This is a genomic window from Terriglobus sp. ADX1 (assembly GCF_036877645.1).
Classification (GTDB): Bacteria; Acidobacteriota; Terriglobia; order Terriglobales; family Acidobacteriaceae; genus Terriglobus.
In genome coordinates, this window is record NZ_JAEDXV010000050.1 from 1 (window position 1) to 16423 (window position 16423).

General features: G+C 54.0%; 11 protein-coding genes. 2 read left to right on the plus strand and 9 right to left on the minus strand.

Annotated elements, in window-relative coordinates; translation table 11 throughout:
• The coding region (locus JAO32_RS19215) for a beta strand repeat-containing protein (protein WP_334243421.1) at positions 1–2260 on the minus strand (2260 nt) is incomplete at its 3' end.
• Between the two features lie 395 nt (positions 2261–2655).
• Here JAO32_RS19215 and JAO32_RS19220 point away from each other — a divergent pair.
• Together JAO32_RS19220 and JAO32_RS19225 are read left to right on the plus strand one after the other, a co-directional pair.
• Complete coding sequence (locus JAO32_RS19220; RefSeq protein ID WP_334243422.1) at positions 2656–3165, plus strand: serine O-acetyltransferase; 510 nt, start codon at positions 2656–2658, stop codon at positions 3163–3165.
• On the plus strand, positions 3158–4417 hold the full coding sequence (locus JAO32_RS19225; protein ID WP_334243425.1) for a glycosyltransferase family 4 protein: 1260 nt from the start codon (positions 3158–3160) through the stop codon (positions 4415–4417). The genes JAO32_RS19220 and JAO32_RS19225 overlap by 8 nt, the downstream gene beginning before the upstream one ends.
• On the opposite strand, the gene JAO32_RS19230 is transcribed toward JAO32_RS19225, so the two are convergent.
• The 8 genes from JAO32_RS19230 to JAO32_RS19265 form a co-directional block, all read right to left on the minus strand.
• Complete coding sequence (locus tag JAO32_RS19230; RefSeq protein ID WP_334243427.1) at positions 4414–6033, minus strand: IPT/TIG domain-containing protein; 1620 nt, start codon at positions 6031–6033, stop codon at positions 4414–4416. The two genes, JAO32_RS19225 and JAO32_RS19230, sit on opposite strands and share 4 nt — an antisense overlap.
• Positions 5975–7072 carry a polysaccharide deacetylase family protein gene (locus tag JAO32_RS19235; RefSeq protein WP_334243429.1) on the minus strand — a complete coding sequence of 366 codons (1098 nt, stop codon included), beginning with the start codon at positions 7070–7072 and terminating at the stop codon, positions 5975–5977. The genes JAO32_RS19230 and JAO32_RS19235 overlap by 59 nt, the downstream gene beginning before the upstream one ends.
• A complete protein-coding gene (locus JAO32_RS19240) occupies positions 7050–8237 on the minus strand; it encodes a glycosyltransferase family 2 protein (protein WP_334243431.1) in 1188 nt (395 codons plus the stop codon). The genes JAO32_RS19235 and JAO32_RS19240 overlap by 23 nt, the downstream gene beginning before the upstream one ends.
• Positions 8218–9360 (minus strand): glycosyltransferase, encoded by a 1143-nt coding sequence (locus JAO32_RS19245; RefSeq protein ID WP_334243433.1) that lies wholly within the window; start codon positions 9358–9360, stop codon positions 8218–8220. Before JAO32_RS19245 ends, JAO32_RS19240 begins: the two co-directional genes overlap by 20 nt.
• The gene (locus JAO32_RS19250; protein WP_334243435.1) at positions 9357–10766 is read right to left on the minus strand and encodes an O-antigen ligase family protein; all 1410 of its coding nucleotides are present in this window, start codon (positions 10764–10766) and stop codon (positions 9357–9359) included. The genes JAO32_RS19245 and JAO32_RS19250 overlap by 4 nt, the downstream gene beginning before the upstream one ends.
• Complete coding sequence (locus JAO32_RS19255) at positions 10763–12286, minus strand: lipopolysaccharide biosynthesis protein (RefSeq protein ID WP_334243437.1); 1524 nt, start codon at positions 12284–12286, stop codon at positions 10763–10765. Before JAO32_RS19255 ends, JAO32_RS19250 begins: the two co-directional genes overlap by 4 nt.
• On the minus strand, positions 12283–14196 hold the full coding sequence (locus tag JAO32_RS19260; RefSeq protein ID WP_334243438.1) for a DUF2079 domain-containing protein: 1914 nt from the start codon (positions 14194–14196) through the stop codon (positions 12283–12285). Before JAO32_RS19260 ends, JAO32_RS19255 begins: the two co-directional genes overlap by 4 nt.
• A gap of 14 nt (positions 14197–14210) precedes the next feature.
• Positions 14211–16423 (minus strand): BACON domain-containing protein (locus JAO32_RS19265; RefSeq protein WP_334243440.1); only part of this gene is annotated, 2213 nt, incomplete at its 5' end.

Here is a 16423-nt window from a genome sequence, read left to right on the forward strand (position 1 = left end):
CTGTTCCGCCACTTACTCCGATTGTGCCGGTGTACGCTGTACCAACTGTTGCTGCAGTTGGTGAGGATAGCGTTAGCGTGATGGCTGGCGCTGCATTGACTCGAACCACGATGTTGCTGGTTGTGGAGATTACGGCTGCAGAGGAGTCGGATGCTTTAATCCCAAGTGTGTAGCTTCCTGCCGTTGTGGCTGTGCCCGCCAGGGTGCATCCGTTGAGAGTGAGCCCCGCAGGGACTGTGCCGTTTGCAAGTGAGCACGTATAGGGCGCAGTGCCACCGGTAACGCCGATGCTTCCGCTGTACGTCTTACCTACGGTTGCAGCCGCGGGTGATGAAAGCGTGAGTTGACCCGCTGCAGCATTGACCACGAGAGAAAGGGTTCTTGAGCCACTGTTTGCGGGGCTGCTCGAATCTGTTGCCCTGATCCCAATTGGGAAGGTTCCGGATGCTGAAGGTGTTCCTGTCAGCGTGCAGTTGTTCTGAGTGATGCCTGCTGGCAACGTTCCGCTGATGATCGAGCAAGTGTAAGGGGCGGCGCCACCGGTGACACTAATCGAACTGTTATAAGCGGTTCCAACTGTTGCTGCTGCGGGTGAGGAGAGTACCAGCGTCGCTGCTGCGGCGTTGACGGTAACTACGATGTTTCCTGTCGTGGAGATAGTCGTTGCGGAAGAGTCCGATACCTTGACCCCGAGCGGATAACTTCCGGCTGTTGTTGGTGTACCTGCCAGGACGCATCCATTCAGACTAAGTCCGGCTGGTAATGTTCCACTGGTGATTGAGCAGACATACGGTGTTGTTCCACCCGCTATGCCGATGCCTCCGCTGTATGTCTTACCAACGGTTGCGACGGGCGGCGATGCAAGCGTAAGTTGTCCAGCGGCAGCTTTGACGACAAGAGAGATCGTTGCCGATCCGCTGTTTGCGGGACTGCTTGAATCTGTTGCCTGGATTCCGAGCGAGAATGTGCCCGATGCTGTGGGTGTTCCCGTGAGCGCACAGTTGTTCTGAACGATGCCGTCGGGGAGTGCCCCGCTGGTAATGGAGCAGGTATATGGGCCGGTGCCGCCGCTGACCGAAATAGAGCTGTTATAGACTGCACCGACGGTAGCTGCTGCAGGTGCGCCGATTGTAAGCTTTGTACCCTGCGCGACGATGTTGATGGTGATATTCGCGGTGGACGAGTTGGAGGGGGAGTTGGCATCCGTTGCCGTAATGGCAAGCGAATAGCTGCCTGCGGTGGTTGGTGTTCCTGTGAGGCTGCATCCATTGAGAACAAGCCCTGCAGGAAGACTTCCGTTTGCGACGGAGCAAGCATATGGAGCCAAGCCGCCCGATACACCAATCGTTCCGGTGTATGGCGTCCCTACAGTACCTGCCGCAGGTGAGCTGATGGCCAGTGTTGTGGCCGGGGCGCTGCTATTCAAAATGCTAAGGGTGAGTGATGCGGAGTCACTTGATCCATTGCTGTCTGCGACCTGAACTGTAAAGCCAGAGGTTCCGGTATCGGTGGGAGTTCCGCTCAATATTCCGTCCTGGCTGAGGGCGAGACCCGCTGGTAAGGAACCGGAAGTAATCGTCCAGGTATACGGAGTCGTTCCTCCGCGGGCAGTCAACTGAGTGTTATAAGCGCTGTTAACTGTGCCGGAATCCAACGATGAAGTGGTGATATTTACCGAATAAGTTTGCGAACGGTGACGGTGCACTCGCAAGGTTCGGTGAAGCACGGTGGCCGTAGGAGCGGCGCTGGCATCGGTTGCCTGGAATGTCACAGGGTAATCGCCATCGACCGTTGGTGTTCCAGAGACTACACCGCTCGATGCATTGAAGTGCAAACCGCTGGGCAGGGAGCCGGAAGCAAGCTCCAGGCGAGCCGGATTCGAGCCGCCGCTTGTCGATACGGTCGCCGTATATGGGGTATCGACGGCTGCATCGTCGAGCGTTGCTGTCACTGTAAGTGCAGGATTAACAGTGACGTCAAACTTGCCGGTTGTGTCATCCGTCGTTGCCACAATGTGTATTTGCGATGCAACTGTGGGGGGAGCGGTGTACGTTACGGAGTCATTGCTGGGGATGACAGTCCCGCAGCTGGTACTGCTGCATGCTGAACCGGTCAAAATCCATTTGGCCGCAGTGGGTGCGGGCTGCGGGATTTGAACTGTCTGACCGGCATTCAGGGTAACCGCGGTGCCCGAAGTAGTAGCGATTACGTGATAGCCCGATCCGCAACCATTCACTAGCCCAAGTGAACAAAAAGTCATGGCCAGAAGAACAGCTTTTGTTGCCGGCCGGGCAAAAAATCTTTCCATGAAATGGTTTGGGATACCGCGAAGGTGCATGTAACTAGCTCCATTTTTGAAACAAAAAGACTTACGTCTCGCAGGAATGCGAAACAGGGTATATCTGCTAAGTCTGATACGTATGCAACTATTTGCAATTTCGGAGCCTTTTGCGCCATAAGCCGTAAGTTATTGATTTTGCATACAACGTCTCAGAAATAAGGAACTTATTTCTACTCCTGCGGAATTTTTTTCCATGCGATGCGGACTTTAAAGATGGCGATCTGCGTGCACAAAGCGGAGAAGGGGGAAATTTGATCTCAGATTTTAAAGCCGACTGTGCCAGATACAAGGCTTCTGGTGAATCTCGCCGCCGTATGGCGTTCAATCCAGCCGTCTGGTGCCTATTTTGGTATCGTCTGGGACGGTGGATCTATCGACCCCATAAGGTGCCGATTCTTTGGCTGCCTGCCAAAATCATTCATTTGTTCGGTGCTACGTTTATTGAGGCGTTTCTTCAGATGCGCCTGAATGTACAGGCCCAGATCGGCGCGGGGATGTTGATTGCACACTGCGGCGGCATTACGCTTCATCCTGATGTTGTCATCGGCGAACACTGCGACCTGGCGCATCACGTAACCCTAGGTACCCGGGGTGTTGGCTCGCTTGGGGTGCCCAGGCTGGGAAATAACGTCTATGTGGGAACGAACGCTGTGCTCATTGGCCCCATCGTTGTCGGCGATGGCGCTCGCATCGCTGCCAACTCGCTGGTCACCCGCGACGTTCCCCCGGGGGCCACTGTCATGGGGGTGCCGGCCGTTATCGTGAAGCGGCGTCCTATGGCATCCGCTGCGCAGGTGCAGGAAGAGTGCTTGATTGATGCCTGATGAACGTCCACTTTTGTTGTTTGTCGCGCCGTACTTCGCTCCGGGATATCACGGCGGGGTGGTCCAGATATATCTGGGGCTGCTGCGCCAGTTCAAAGGATTCCGTGTCGTTGTGGTTGCCGATAACTGGAATGTGAGTCCTGAGATAGCACGCGCCTGGGATGACATGGCCGGTGAGTCCTTCGGGTTTGAGATGGAGCGGCTGGATGCATTCGAATTTCATCTGCCGCAGAAGGCTCGTTCGTCTCTTACCAAGTCTTGTCTCTTACTGCCTTCGCTGATGCGCTTTTTTGTACGTGGCGGAAGACAGTGGAAGGCCCTCTGCAAAAAACATGCGCCGTCAATCATTGTGTGTGGGGGAACTTACTCTGCTGGTTGGTTGATGCCTGCCAATCCATCGCAGTCAGTTCTGGTGAATTACGTTCATGGCGAAGAGCTCACGATGCAGGTGGCGCCGGCCTTTTTGCAACCGCTCATGCGTGCGTACCAGAGACGCAGTCTTCGCAATGCCGATATGAATATTGCGGTCAGCCGTTATACGGCGGACCTTATTGCGCAGACATCCGAGCGGGTGACAGTGCTGCCGAACTTCATTGATCATGATCGTTTCCACGTGTCTGGCAGGCGAGAAGAACTTCGCCGCCGCTACGGATGGTGTGACAAGAAAGTATTACTTACTGTTGCGCGCCTTGAGCCCAGAAAGGGAATTGACCAGGCTCTGCGAGCGCTCGCTCGTTTGAAGGATCGTGGTGATCTGCAAAGTGACTGGCGTTACGTGATTGCGGGGAAGGGAACAGAGCTTGGGGCACTTCGTCGTCTGACAGGCGAACTTGGACTTGAAGATGTAGTGGAGTTCTTAGGATTCGTTGCGGACGGAGACTTGCCGGGATGCTATGAAGCTGCCGATGTTTTCCTGCAACCCAACCGCAATCTGAATGGGGATACAGAAGGTTTTGGCGTGGTTTTTCTTGAGGCCGCGGCCTGTGGTCTGCCTGTGATTGGTGGTGTGGCGGGAGGGACGGGTGACGCCATTGATCATGGACTCAACGGATTTCTGGTGGATGGAGAATCCGTTCCTGAGATTGCCGATGCTATCGCATTGCTTATGTCTGACGATGAAATGCGACGTCGATTCAGGTTGCATGGACTTGAGTGGGCATCGCGATTCGATGTTGAAAAGGGGCGGGTTGGCTTTGCGAGGATACTGACGCAACTTTTGCAGCAAAACAATAGATCGCGAGTCGTCTCCTAAAAAGCTCCGACACTGGAAGGACTCTTGGAAGACCGCAAGCGTCCATCCAGCGTCCAGTTCAATGCGGTGGGTACGCCACGGTGCAGCGCCGGGCTGAGATCAGAGGGGCGGAAGTCACCGTTCGCTGGATTTCGCAGCATGGGATTTACGAGTTGGAAACCTTCCGGAAGGCGTGAGCGGCCATCCTTCCCGCTTTGTAACCACCAGATGAGATTCGCATCCGCTTGAAGCGGGACGGGCTTGCTGTTTGGTGAGAAAAGAGGAACACCACCATCGAGAACGATGATGTTGTTACGAAGTCTCACACTCTGTTTTGTGGAACCGCCGGAAAAAGATATAGCGCCGGAATCTGTATTTCGTCGCCCTCCGCAACGAAACATGGTGTTGTTGTAGATATCCACGACACCACTACTTGCAGGGCCAGCATTCGATCCGCCTTGGACATAGATGCAGGCATAATTCGCACTGCCATCTTGCGGGTCCGGGCCAGTGCCGACGTTATAAATCAGGTTATTGAATACCTCAACAGGACCAGCAGAGGGATTGATGGTCGCGAGATTGATACCATCGCATGCGGTGTCGTGAATGACATTGTCATGGATGTGCAGGTCGTATTGGTTGCGGCCTGTTCCAGGATCGGTTGGTGTGGAATGAAACTGCAGGCCACGGCATCCACGCACGTTTGCAATCGTGTTCCATCCGACGTCAATGTGATTACTGTCCGTGCTGAAATATAAACCGTGATACACCTTCGTCGTTCTTGGCAGTCCAACGTCATGGATGTTGTTGCCCAGAAATGCGACGTCTGAGACCTGAGACATTTCGATACAGCCTGTTGGGCCGAATCCATGTGGGCAGGTGAAGTCATTGCCGACAACCCGCCAATCATTGGAATCAGTAATATCCAGCGCTTCTTGATTTCCAACGAAATGAAGCCCGGCAATAACCCAATGGTCCGATGTTCTTTGTACGTTTGGAGTCCTGGCTGCGATGTGTGGGCCATCGATCGAGCCGATTGTTACGTTAGCTCCAGGGTACGAAACGACCGCAATGGGGTCATCTTTTTTACCGCTGCTCATGATGTTCCATGACGATTCATATCGATCGAGTGCGTTGACCTCTACGCCGTCGCGGATGTAAAGAACATCTCCAGCATGTAATTTGTCGACCGCAGACTGAAGCGTTTCGCCCCTTCTTTCCGGATAGAAACGGATGTGCCCTGGTCTGACGGTGAGATGAAGTTCATTGGAGGAAGCGCCTTTGTCTGCGTGAACAACAATCGCTCCGGACTGAGCGTTGCGCGGTAGTTGAAATGTGAGCTTGTGCTCTGACCAGATGGAATACGCGAACGCGCGTTCGTTCCCGATGGTGATGTAGGCAGCTCCGCGCTTTTCACCGAAGCCGGTTCCATAAAGTGTGATGAACGCTCCCTGATCTGATTCGCCGCCCGAGGCGGGCGCACTGGTCAGGTCGCTGTAGAAGATGTGCGGAAGTATCTGCTCGGCGGATGCGAGCACCGGAGCAAAGCAAAGAAGCGGCAGGATGAGCAGCAGAGCTCTACAAGGAACCCGCCAGTAACGGTCGAAAAAACAGCGCGTATTCCAGGTAGCTTTCATCGAATTTTCCTTCTGGAGACAAGACAGATCCATCCCACACATTGACGCGAGGAATAGCCAGTGGCTCGCTTTCTTTGTGCCAAAGCCCGGACATTGTTGTGAACCCATATTGATAGCCGCATTTTGCTGTCAGTTCTCGAACGCGGTTATCCGTGAAGCCGTTTGGATATGCAATCCAACGATCTTCCACGTGCTCTGACATCATGCGGTGTTGAAGCTCGGCGGAGGACGTGGTGAGTTCAGAAGAAACTTCGTCCGACGTCAACTGCGTAAGCAAAGCATGCGTAGCAGTGTGTGATCCGATGGAATGACCTGCTCGCGTCAAATCGTGCATTTGGTCCCAAGTCATAAGACGCTCCCATGGGTCCGGTTGGGAAATCGCCATGGAGTTCGCGAGATGTTTTTCAGCGTCCTGAATGGCGGTGCAAATCGTTTCCGGTGCAAACTGCTTTAACCAACTCAGCAGATCTTCTTCACGCAGGGGAGCAGGAGATAACGGCGTTCCTTCTGCATCCACAAGATGAGCGAACACGTCCTGCACGGAGATTGGGCTTTTGGAATCGTATAGCGTACGGACCAACCCTAAGGCGCGCTCTGGCCAGAAAGGTTGCGAGTGGCCCACATATCCTGTCACCGCAAAGAAGCAAGCAGACATCCCAAACTCGGCAAGAATAGGAGCTGCGATCGCGAAGTTATCTAGCCAGCCGTCGTCGAAGGTGATCAATACGCGCGGGCGCGGACTTGAACCTTCTTGACGATCTATATCTTCCGGTTTCACACATGTCGCGTGTTCGTTGAGATAGCTGAGCAAACTGTGAAAGGCGCTTTCGCGGAGAACCATGCCGCGTGGTGAGCGACAGGAGGCGATGGCATCGTCGGGGATGATGCGATGCAGAGTGAGAACCAGTGTGGCGCTCGATGCACCGATTTTGTTTCTCGCCCTCTTTAGCGCGCCGGATGCGTTCAGAGATTTGAGATAGGCGTGTCGAAGTGTTTGACGTGAGCTCATTGTCATATCAACCCGCGTGCGATGTTTCACGTTGGGGCTTCCAGACAGCGTAACGTTGTCCGCACAGGAATTTCACCGTTCCCCATAAGGCAGCTGCATTCATCACGCAGAAGTACATCGGTAATGAAAGGCCCTTTTTCTTTTGAAGTGCGGGCACCATTGCCGCCAGGGCCGCGATGGCATAGAAAGCAAGCTGTAGCGCTAGAATTACGGCATACACTGTCGATGTTCGCAACATCCACGATGATGCGAGCATGCCGATCAGAAAAAGAGGGACGGCGTATCGCAATAGCTTATGAGAGAAAAGCTGCAGCGCGATCCACGGATGTTTCCAGGGTGCGAGGAGTTGGCGCACACTTGCGAGACCAGTCAAGGCACGCGCAATGACACGAACGCGCATTGAAAATTCTTTGCCTGCATTGTGGCCAACGTCTTCACGTGCAAGAGCGCGCGGCTCGAATTTCACCTTCGCGCCTTGCAGCAATACATGCATTGGCTCTACAAGGTCGCTGATAATGCCGGGATCAAGAGGTGTATATAGGCTTCTTTTTACTGCATAAATGCAGCCACAGCATCCGGTGAGACTTCCTGCTGCTGACTGCATCTGACGGATTTGGTTGTCATAGCCAGCATATGCGCGCGAGCCTTCGCCTACGGATGAGCTGCTGAGATCGCAGTAAGTATATCTTCCTGAAACCGCGCCAACATTCGGATCGGCAAAGACACCTGCCAGATATTGCAATGCATCCGGATGATATTCCGTCGTGGCGTCGGAGAAAACGACGACCTCTCCAGTCGCGCTTCGCATAGCAATGTTTTGTGCATTTGTCTTACCCGCCTGTTGCGGGATGGAGATGAGTTCTACACCTTCGGAAACAAAGAATCGAACGATGTCATCGGTTTCATCGGTCGATCCGTCTGAAGCGACCAGAATCTGCAGTTTCTCCTTTGGATAGTTCAATGCGAGGCACTGAAGAAGTTTTCTACCGATGTTTGCTGCTTCATTATGCGCGCAGATTAGAAGCGTCAATGTAGGAACTGTGGATGGTGCCGGTGCGTGCGGTTTCTTGAAACGTGTGGCAACCCAGAGCAGTACGGGATACCCGACGTAGGCGTAGCCAATGGCAGCTGCACATGTCCAGAAGAGAACAGACCACGGCGATACATCCAGCGCACTATGTAGCAAGAAGTGCATCGTACACCTCCACATGTTGCGAAACCATTGCCTGAATTGAAAAGCGTGATTCCACAAGCTCACGAGCAGCATTGCCCATATAGGATCGGTGCGTTCTGTCATTCATGAGCGCGACGATGTGATCTGCGGCGGCCTGGTAGTCCTCGTTTGGAACAAGGTAGCCGGTTACGCCATCTGACACCGCTTCGGATGTGCCACCGACATCGGTCGCAACCACTGGAAGTCTTGCAGCCATGGCCTCAATGACTACATTGGGAAATCCTTCCGTGCGCGAGAGTAGTGCGAATACATCGGAATCATGAAGCAAGCCAGGAATGTCTTCCACACGACCAAGGAAACGAACGCAACCTTCCAGGTTCGATTCAGTCACCAAATCGCGCAATTGCTGCAGGTGTTCGCGATCAGTCCAATCGCCAGCAATGGCGAACATTGCTTTGGGATTGTGTTGATGGACGATGGACGCCGCCTTGATAAAGACGTCGACACCTTTCCACGGATTGATATTTGCAATGGTCGTGACAAGAAACGCGTCGCTGGGAATGCCATGTGCATGCCGTAATTCCGAAGCATGTGGCGATAGCTCATAGCGCTCTAGTGCGACGCCGTTATGCACGATGGAAATTTTCCCAGACGTGATGCGATCTTTCTCTCGGTGCCATCGTGCCACTTTCTCTGAAACAGCAAACACATGGCTATACAGCGGAGTCAGAAGCCGATAGAGCAGGTTATGCTTTGCCGTCCGCAAGATTCCCATATCGCGACGGCTGGAGCAGATCGTCGTAACACCGGCGAGTCGGCTTGCGATGGCGCCAAATAGGTCGGCGCTTTCGAAATATGTTTGTACGAGACATACATTGCGCTCGCGGATCATTTCGCGCAAACGGCTTAAGGTTTGCAGGCCCTGTGCTGAGAGACAGGAACGCGTTGGTAACACGGTAATTTCATCGACAAGCTTGTATGCCTCGGGACTCGGATTATCCCGCAGGGTGACCACAGCAACTTTGTATCCGCGCTCTGGGAGAGAACGCGCAAGAGCGAACATCATGCGCTCTGCGCCGCCCAGCTCTGTTAGCTGGTCGATGATGAACATTACGGAGCGGGATTGTGATGATGCGGGCTTCATACGGCTGCATCTCCATGAATGAGTGGCGGATTCGCTGTGTGCCAGGGATCACGTTTTATCGTCTTCCGCACCGTTTTCTCAGTGGCTGCAGAGGTCTTAGCACTTGCGATGGAGATACCGCAGAGCGTGCATCCGAGCAGAATCCAAAGGTTGGAATCAACCTGAATGAACATCCATCGATCACCAAAGAAGTTGACGATGGCTGCAGTCAGTATCAAACATGCAAAACCAAGGCCTACCAATGAGAGAAAGGAATCTCTGGCACGACTGAACAGTTGCAGGCCTGTCCGAGTGAATAGGAGAAGTTGTACCAGGAAGAGAAGCAGGCCGGAGAGCCCTGTTTCTACCAGCATCTTCAGATAGAAGTTATGTGTGTCTTTATACGAACCGACACGACCCATCTCCGCATACGTCAGGAAACCGGTGCCAATCACCGGATTGGCTCGGAACATATTTATCGCGTCTGTCCAAAGCATCACGCGTTCCTGCGCGGATGCGTCCAGTGCTGCGGACTGTCCCGGGTCTGGTTTCGTATAAGTCATGGCGATTCGCTCTTGCACCGCAAGAGGCAGTATGGCTTGCCAGGACACAACGAGCAGGAGAATCGGAATGAAGAGCCACCGAATCTTCACGACTGCCAGGAAGCAGAGGACTAATGCCAAAGCGAGGTAGGCTTCTCGCGAGTAGGAAAACAGAATGCAGGTAGTGTTTGCAGCCACCACAAGCACGATGCCGGCGCGTATCAGGGGCTTACCCTTGAGCGCCAGCAGTGGTAACAAGAATGCCGTGGCCTCTACAAGATAGGAGGCTAAGCCATTCTCTCCTGCATATCCCAGAGGGCCGGCGTCTCTTGTCTCTTCTGCGTAGTGCGAAAAATCACGCCCGGCTGCGCTTCTTAGATAGCTGAAATCGACAGCGAGGGCCGTTACGCAACAGAGCGCGATGATGATTGCGATTTGCTTACGCGTGCGAATGGTTCTGGTGACAGCAACAACAAGCAGCGGCATTACGATGAAGTTCTTGTAGTCCACCAGGCGCGTATCGCTAAACCAGACAGGGAACGATCCACCTAGATAGAAGGCGCCTCGCCACAGTGATAGATAGTAAAAGCCGCACATGAGCCCAAGGAATGCCAGGACAGATGTTCTTCGTAGCAGTGGCGCTTGCGGACGTAGAACACTACCAAGCAATGTGCAGAGGATTAAGATGTCTACGATGTTTGAGCCGAGCGGGAACGCGTGCAGGTGGTAGCGTGTCGTCTGTAACGGCAGTAGAACTGAGAGCAGGTAGATGCCTATCTCAGATTTCCATAGGATCGTTGCGAGAGCTCCTGCAACGACCGCGGAATACATCGCGATTGCACGTATGCTTGTTAGCGCACCGGGTGAAGTCGTCTCCAAGATCATTCTGCGCCTCCTTCTCCTGTCGCTGCGGTTGAAGGAACTCGCAACGGTGCGATCGTGCCTATGGATAACTTCGCGAGAGCTTTCTTTACGATCTTGCGGAAATCTGCTGACAGGATGAAGAAACACCCGGCAAAGACGCCGCTGTATGCGGCAGCGCGTCCCAGTAGCTGTGCGATGAGCCACCGCGAGTGAATAAAGGTGGGCAGTGGATAGGCGCATAGCAGCGCGAGCAATGCACTGATAGCGAGAGCCGGATTTATGTGCAAGGGAAGGATCGTGCGATTCACGATGATCAGAGTTACGACCATGACTGCGTAACTAAGGAATGTCGCAGCTGCGGCACCCATTAACCCATAGCGTGGGATCCAGAGGAAGTTGGCGGCAATATTGATAGCCGCTGCAATGACGACAATGATTGCAAGCAGTGTGGTGCGCTTCTGCAGTACCAAGCCGACATTGAAGAAAATGTGCAAAGCATAGACCATCAGTGCAGGGACGAGCACTTTGAGCAGTCCTTCTGCACCAGCGAATCGGTTGGATGCAAGGAATACAAGCGCGTCACCTGCGCAGAGTGTTGACAGTCCGACAATGAACAGCGCGATCACCGCAAACCAGGAAAGTGATTGGGAAAGGAAGCGCGATGTCGCTTCTTTGCCCTCTTCGTTCCAGAGACGCATATAGATAGGGAAAAGGGCCAGATTCAGCGGTGTCATGACGACATCCTGCAGATAGCCTGAGATGCTGTACGCTGCCGAGTACAACCCCAGAGAGTGGTCGCCCATGTAGCGCTGAACAATGATGCGGTCTGCAGAATCCAAGACGAGGCTGGAGAGTTCGTATGCGATGAGAGGCAGCCCGAACATGAGGCTCGCGCGGATGAGATCCCAGTCGATAGCAGAGGGATGGATCAGGCCTCGACGCAGAACATCTCCCAATTGAATTGCGACGACGATGGCCTCGGCCGTCATGGTTGCGAGTACTACGGGAAATGCTCTGTGTTGGCCAGCGACAGCAAGCGCGATGAGGCCAACCATCGTTGTGACCTTTGTCATGACTTCAACGATGGTATGGAGACGGCTCCTGCCTTCGTTTCGCAGGAAGCTGAGAAGCATTGACTGTAGTGTCCGCAAGACGACCGCGACGGGAGCGAGCAGCAGACAGTGAAAGAGTTGCTGATCGGTACGCAGCGCCGAACTGCTAAAAAGCACACCCACATAAATCGCAGAAAAAAGCAGCGATGTGATTGCTGGCCCGATGAGCAGTGTCGAATAAAACCTGCGCTGTCCCGCAGCATCTGACTTGGTTGCGTCATAGAAGCGTGCTGCGGAGTATTGCAGGCCACACTTTGATAGGACAACAAGCAACAGTACCAGCCGGAAGGTCAGTGACAGGATGCCGTATTGCTCAACAGGAAGAACACGTGTGAGTAGAGGGAATGTAACGAATCCAAGAAGGATTAGCGACCCACGGCCAACAAGGTAATTTCCGATATCTCGGATGAAGTCTGGCTTGCGAGTCATTGTTGCCCCTCGGTTGTGGTCGGGAAGCAGCCGAGGCCATGCACCGCTGGATCACGCAGCACTAGAAAAGCCGGTGATTCGTATACCACCTGGAAGCGCGGGTCTACTGGAGCCGATGCCAACAGCGCGCGATAGGCAGTTTCATATTCACCAGCTGCGTTGATATGCTTCCATTCTTTGTCGAGGACCAGATACTCATAAACCGGGTGGTGATATTGATAGAGCCGGTGTGTCTGATACAGACAATCGCGATTCGCAACCGCGGGAAGCATATAGCGCGGCGCGGCGAGTGACGCCCCTGAAGGAATCATTGCCGCAACCTTATGTGCTTCTGCACCCCACGGTTGGGTTGCAATTTCATCGAACTGTGCTCGGCCAGTGGCGAACGCAAGTGTCGCGACCGTTAGTGCGAGGGTGATCAAAGGAGCTACGCGAGAACCACTGAGACGCAGCCGTGACATGTGGGCTAGTTTGCTCTTGCTGTTTGTGGAAAAGAGGAGCGCAGCGATGAACAGCACTGTGGCCGGAACTACTGAGTATTGTGCATAGATAACAGTCGTAATGCACTTACCGGCGCCAGCGAGAAGGTTGATAGCCAGGAAAGGGAATGATGCGATGACGAGAGAGCTACCGAACGGCAGAAGAAGCCCTGTGGGTGTCAGCAACTGCTTGAGGTAGACGATGTTGTTGCGCGTCAGAATGGTGGTCTGAGGACTGCTGCATACGTGGGTCAGCATTTCCGTGGGAGTCGCCCCCAGATGGCTAAAGCAGGCATCGGTGACGAACGATGCACCGTTCAACGCGTGTGGGAGTACGACTTTATAGGAGAAGATGCCCCACGCTAGTCCTGCAATCAGAGGCGTTGCGATCCAACGCAGTTGCTTACGCTGCAGTAATGCGACGACGGCCAGGCACACTGCAAAGAGCGCCAGATCTTCTCGCACCATAAGGGTGAAGAAGAGGCTTACAGCGAACGGGCGGAATTTCCCCTCAAGGTAATAAAGAATCGTGAACAGTACCGGAAGCGCCACGAAACTCAGAGGATAAAAGTCGAAGACGGATTGATACAGAATCACGGGCACAAGCAGGAAGGCGACGGCCCAGACGCGTGCTGCGCGATCCGTGGTGGACAATTTCGCAATGCGGAATACGGGATATGCGCACGCAACCATCACGACATTGCGAAGAGCCAGCAGGGTTACAGGGCTCGGGAAGATCGCATAGAACGGAAGAAACAGGAACATGATGGGCGAGTTATGCCCAGCGAAATCTGTCGTGACCGTATGCGAATAGAGCAAGTCCTGCAGCAGCGAACCCCAGAATAGATGACCATGCAGTGTGGTGTGCATGATCTGAGCGAAATAGGCGAGGTCCTGCCCGACATATCCAAATACCAGATACTTTTGAATTGCAAAATAAGTGAGTCCGGCAAAGAGGATGACTGCTTCGAGGATTGGCCAATTGCGTTTACGAGGAGTTTCTTCCTCTATTGATTCAGCTCCCTGGAGGCTGTCGTAGAAGAGTGCAGCCCATAGGGCAGTGAAGACAAAGAATAAGATCGCTGAGCGCACGACAGGCGGGCGAACCCTGCCCATGTATTCCGGAATGAAGAAGAGAAGAAAAACAAAGACCGAGGAGCAACGCGCAAGTTCGCGTCTCAGCGTGGGAGTTGCTGTTTTATGAAAGACCTTAGAAAGAGAGGGGCTCAATGCGAGCAGTGTGAATGTGCCAGCGAAGACAACCGCTGCCAGCAATGCTCCTGCGACTCCATGATGGCGAAGAAAAGCAAGCCAAGTCCAGATGCTGAGTGAGGCGGCGCCGAGGGCGACCGGCAAGATAATCGCCGGTCGCTCAGGGAGCTGGTTCGCTTCATTGCGCATGTAATCTGTCGCGAGAGTTGAGGTCGACATTATCGTGGGGACCCTTACTGTTGAACCACTACATTGCTGAAGGAGATGGGTTGCGAGGAGACATCGAGTGCAATACCACCCGAAGTCAAGGTGCTGTCCGTTGTAGAAATGACCAGAGTGTTGTCGTAGTACACCCGAATCTGACTGCCGACGAACTGCATGCGTACGGTGTGCTTGTTGGTGTCGAGCAGCATCGTGGGTGACTGTCCTAGAACGGCCAGACCAGGAGAGTCGATTGCCCATGCCGTGGAGCGCAGGAGCTTGATCGTGTTATCCGCTGGATAGAGCCAGACAGCGTAGGATGCTCCGGTTGTGAGATTGACACGTCCACGGATGCCGCCGGGATAGTTGGAAACGTTGGAGAGTTTTACATCAACCGACAGGGTGTAGTCTGTCCAGCTTTGGCTTCCAGCATATTGCTGAGTATGTCCGCCACCGTTGTAGTTGAAGGATCCGTTGGCTACGCTCCAGTTTGAAGCGTAGCCCAACGGTGATGGCGTCCATTGCGTTGAGCCGGACGCAAACTGATCCTGGAACAGCAGATTGCCAATCGTGAGTGTTACAGGAACAGTAAGAGTGGCCGTGGCATTGGTTGAGCTTAAAGTAATGTTGCCTACCGTCGTGCCCACTGGCAGTGCCGACGTGGACGGAGTCAGAGACAGCGGTCCAGGAGCAGAAGCAGAAGCGGGTGAAGGGGTAAGCCAGGAGACATTGCTAGAAGCAGTCCACGGCATGGATCCTGTGCCGCTGTTCTGGACAGACAGGGTTGGGGCAGTTGGCGATGTTCCAACTGGACTGAACATATAGAGAGAAGAGGGAACAGCGTTAATAGTGGCCGTGGGTTGAGACGTCACCGTGAACGTTACAGGGATCTGTACTGGGCTGCCAATTGATGGAGTCAGTGTTAGTGTTCCCGTGTAAGAGCCAGCACTCAAAGTTGCTGCGCTGGCAGTGACTGCAATGGTGGCCGGAGTAGAGGTCCCCGACGCCGGTGCAGCCGTCAGCCATGCCGCGTTGGTTGACGCGGTCCACGATACGCTGCCTGACGATGACGTCAGACTGACAGTTTGTGCCGTTGCGGTTGCACCCGGTACAGCGTTGAAGGTCAACGACGTTGGCGATGCCGAGACGGTTGTTGGTAGCGTGCTTGCGTTGGAGACAACTACAGAGTTGTAGGTCACTACTTGATTGGATGGATCAAGTGCTACTACTCCAGACGTATAGGTGGAATCTGTTGCGGTGATTAGCTGCACTCCATCCCGCGATACCGTCAGGGTGCTGCCGTGCATCGAGAGGCCATAGGTATGTGGGTTTGCATCAAAGAGCAGCTGGTTGTAAGTGCCAATCAGCGTGTAACCGTTTGAGATATTCCAGTTGACGACCTTGTACAAATTAATCGTGTGGTCGGAAGGATAGAACCATACTGCATAGCCCGATCCGTCAACTGGATTCACGCGACCGCGGAAACCGCCAGGGTAGTTTGAGACTGGCATGGTCATATTGACGGCCAGATCGTAATCCATCCAGCCGGCCGTGCCCGCATAGATAGGAGCAATGCCAGCTCCGTTGTAGCGCAATGCTGAACCAGTGCTGGACCATCCAGAGAGACCGCCAAGTGGCGATATCGTCCACGAATTCAGGTTTGAGGTGGAGAGGGTGACTGGAGCAGCGGTAACCGCAAAGGTGACCGGGATCAGGAGAGTAAGTGATGGCGATGTGGACGAGACGGTGACCGTACCGCTGTAAGTACCCACCGCGAGCGAGCCGGCGTTGACAGCAATGTTCAGTGTCCCGGGTGTTCCGCCGCTGGCAGGTGTCACAGACATCCATGACGCACTGGTGCTGGCGGTCCAGCTGACGTTTGTCGTGCTGGGGTTGGTGATCGAGATCGCTTGTGAAGCAGATGACGTAGTGGTTCCAACCTGCTGAGTAAAGGAAAGCGAGGTTGGGCTCGCTACCAACGAAGCAGTGCTTGGGATCACAGTGAGCGATACGCTGACAACATATGGGCTGTAAGCGGCTGTTGAAGAGCTGACAGTGATGGTGCCCGTGTAGGTGCCTGGTGCCAGGCTGGTGCTGTTTACATTCACAGTGACAGTAGCGCCAGACGATCCGCTGGCAGGCGATGCGCTTAACCACGATGCGCTGCTGGTTGCTGTCCAGGTATAGCTTCCCGAACCAAGGTTTGTAACCGTGATCGTTTTCGACGCAGGAGAGCTACCGACGT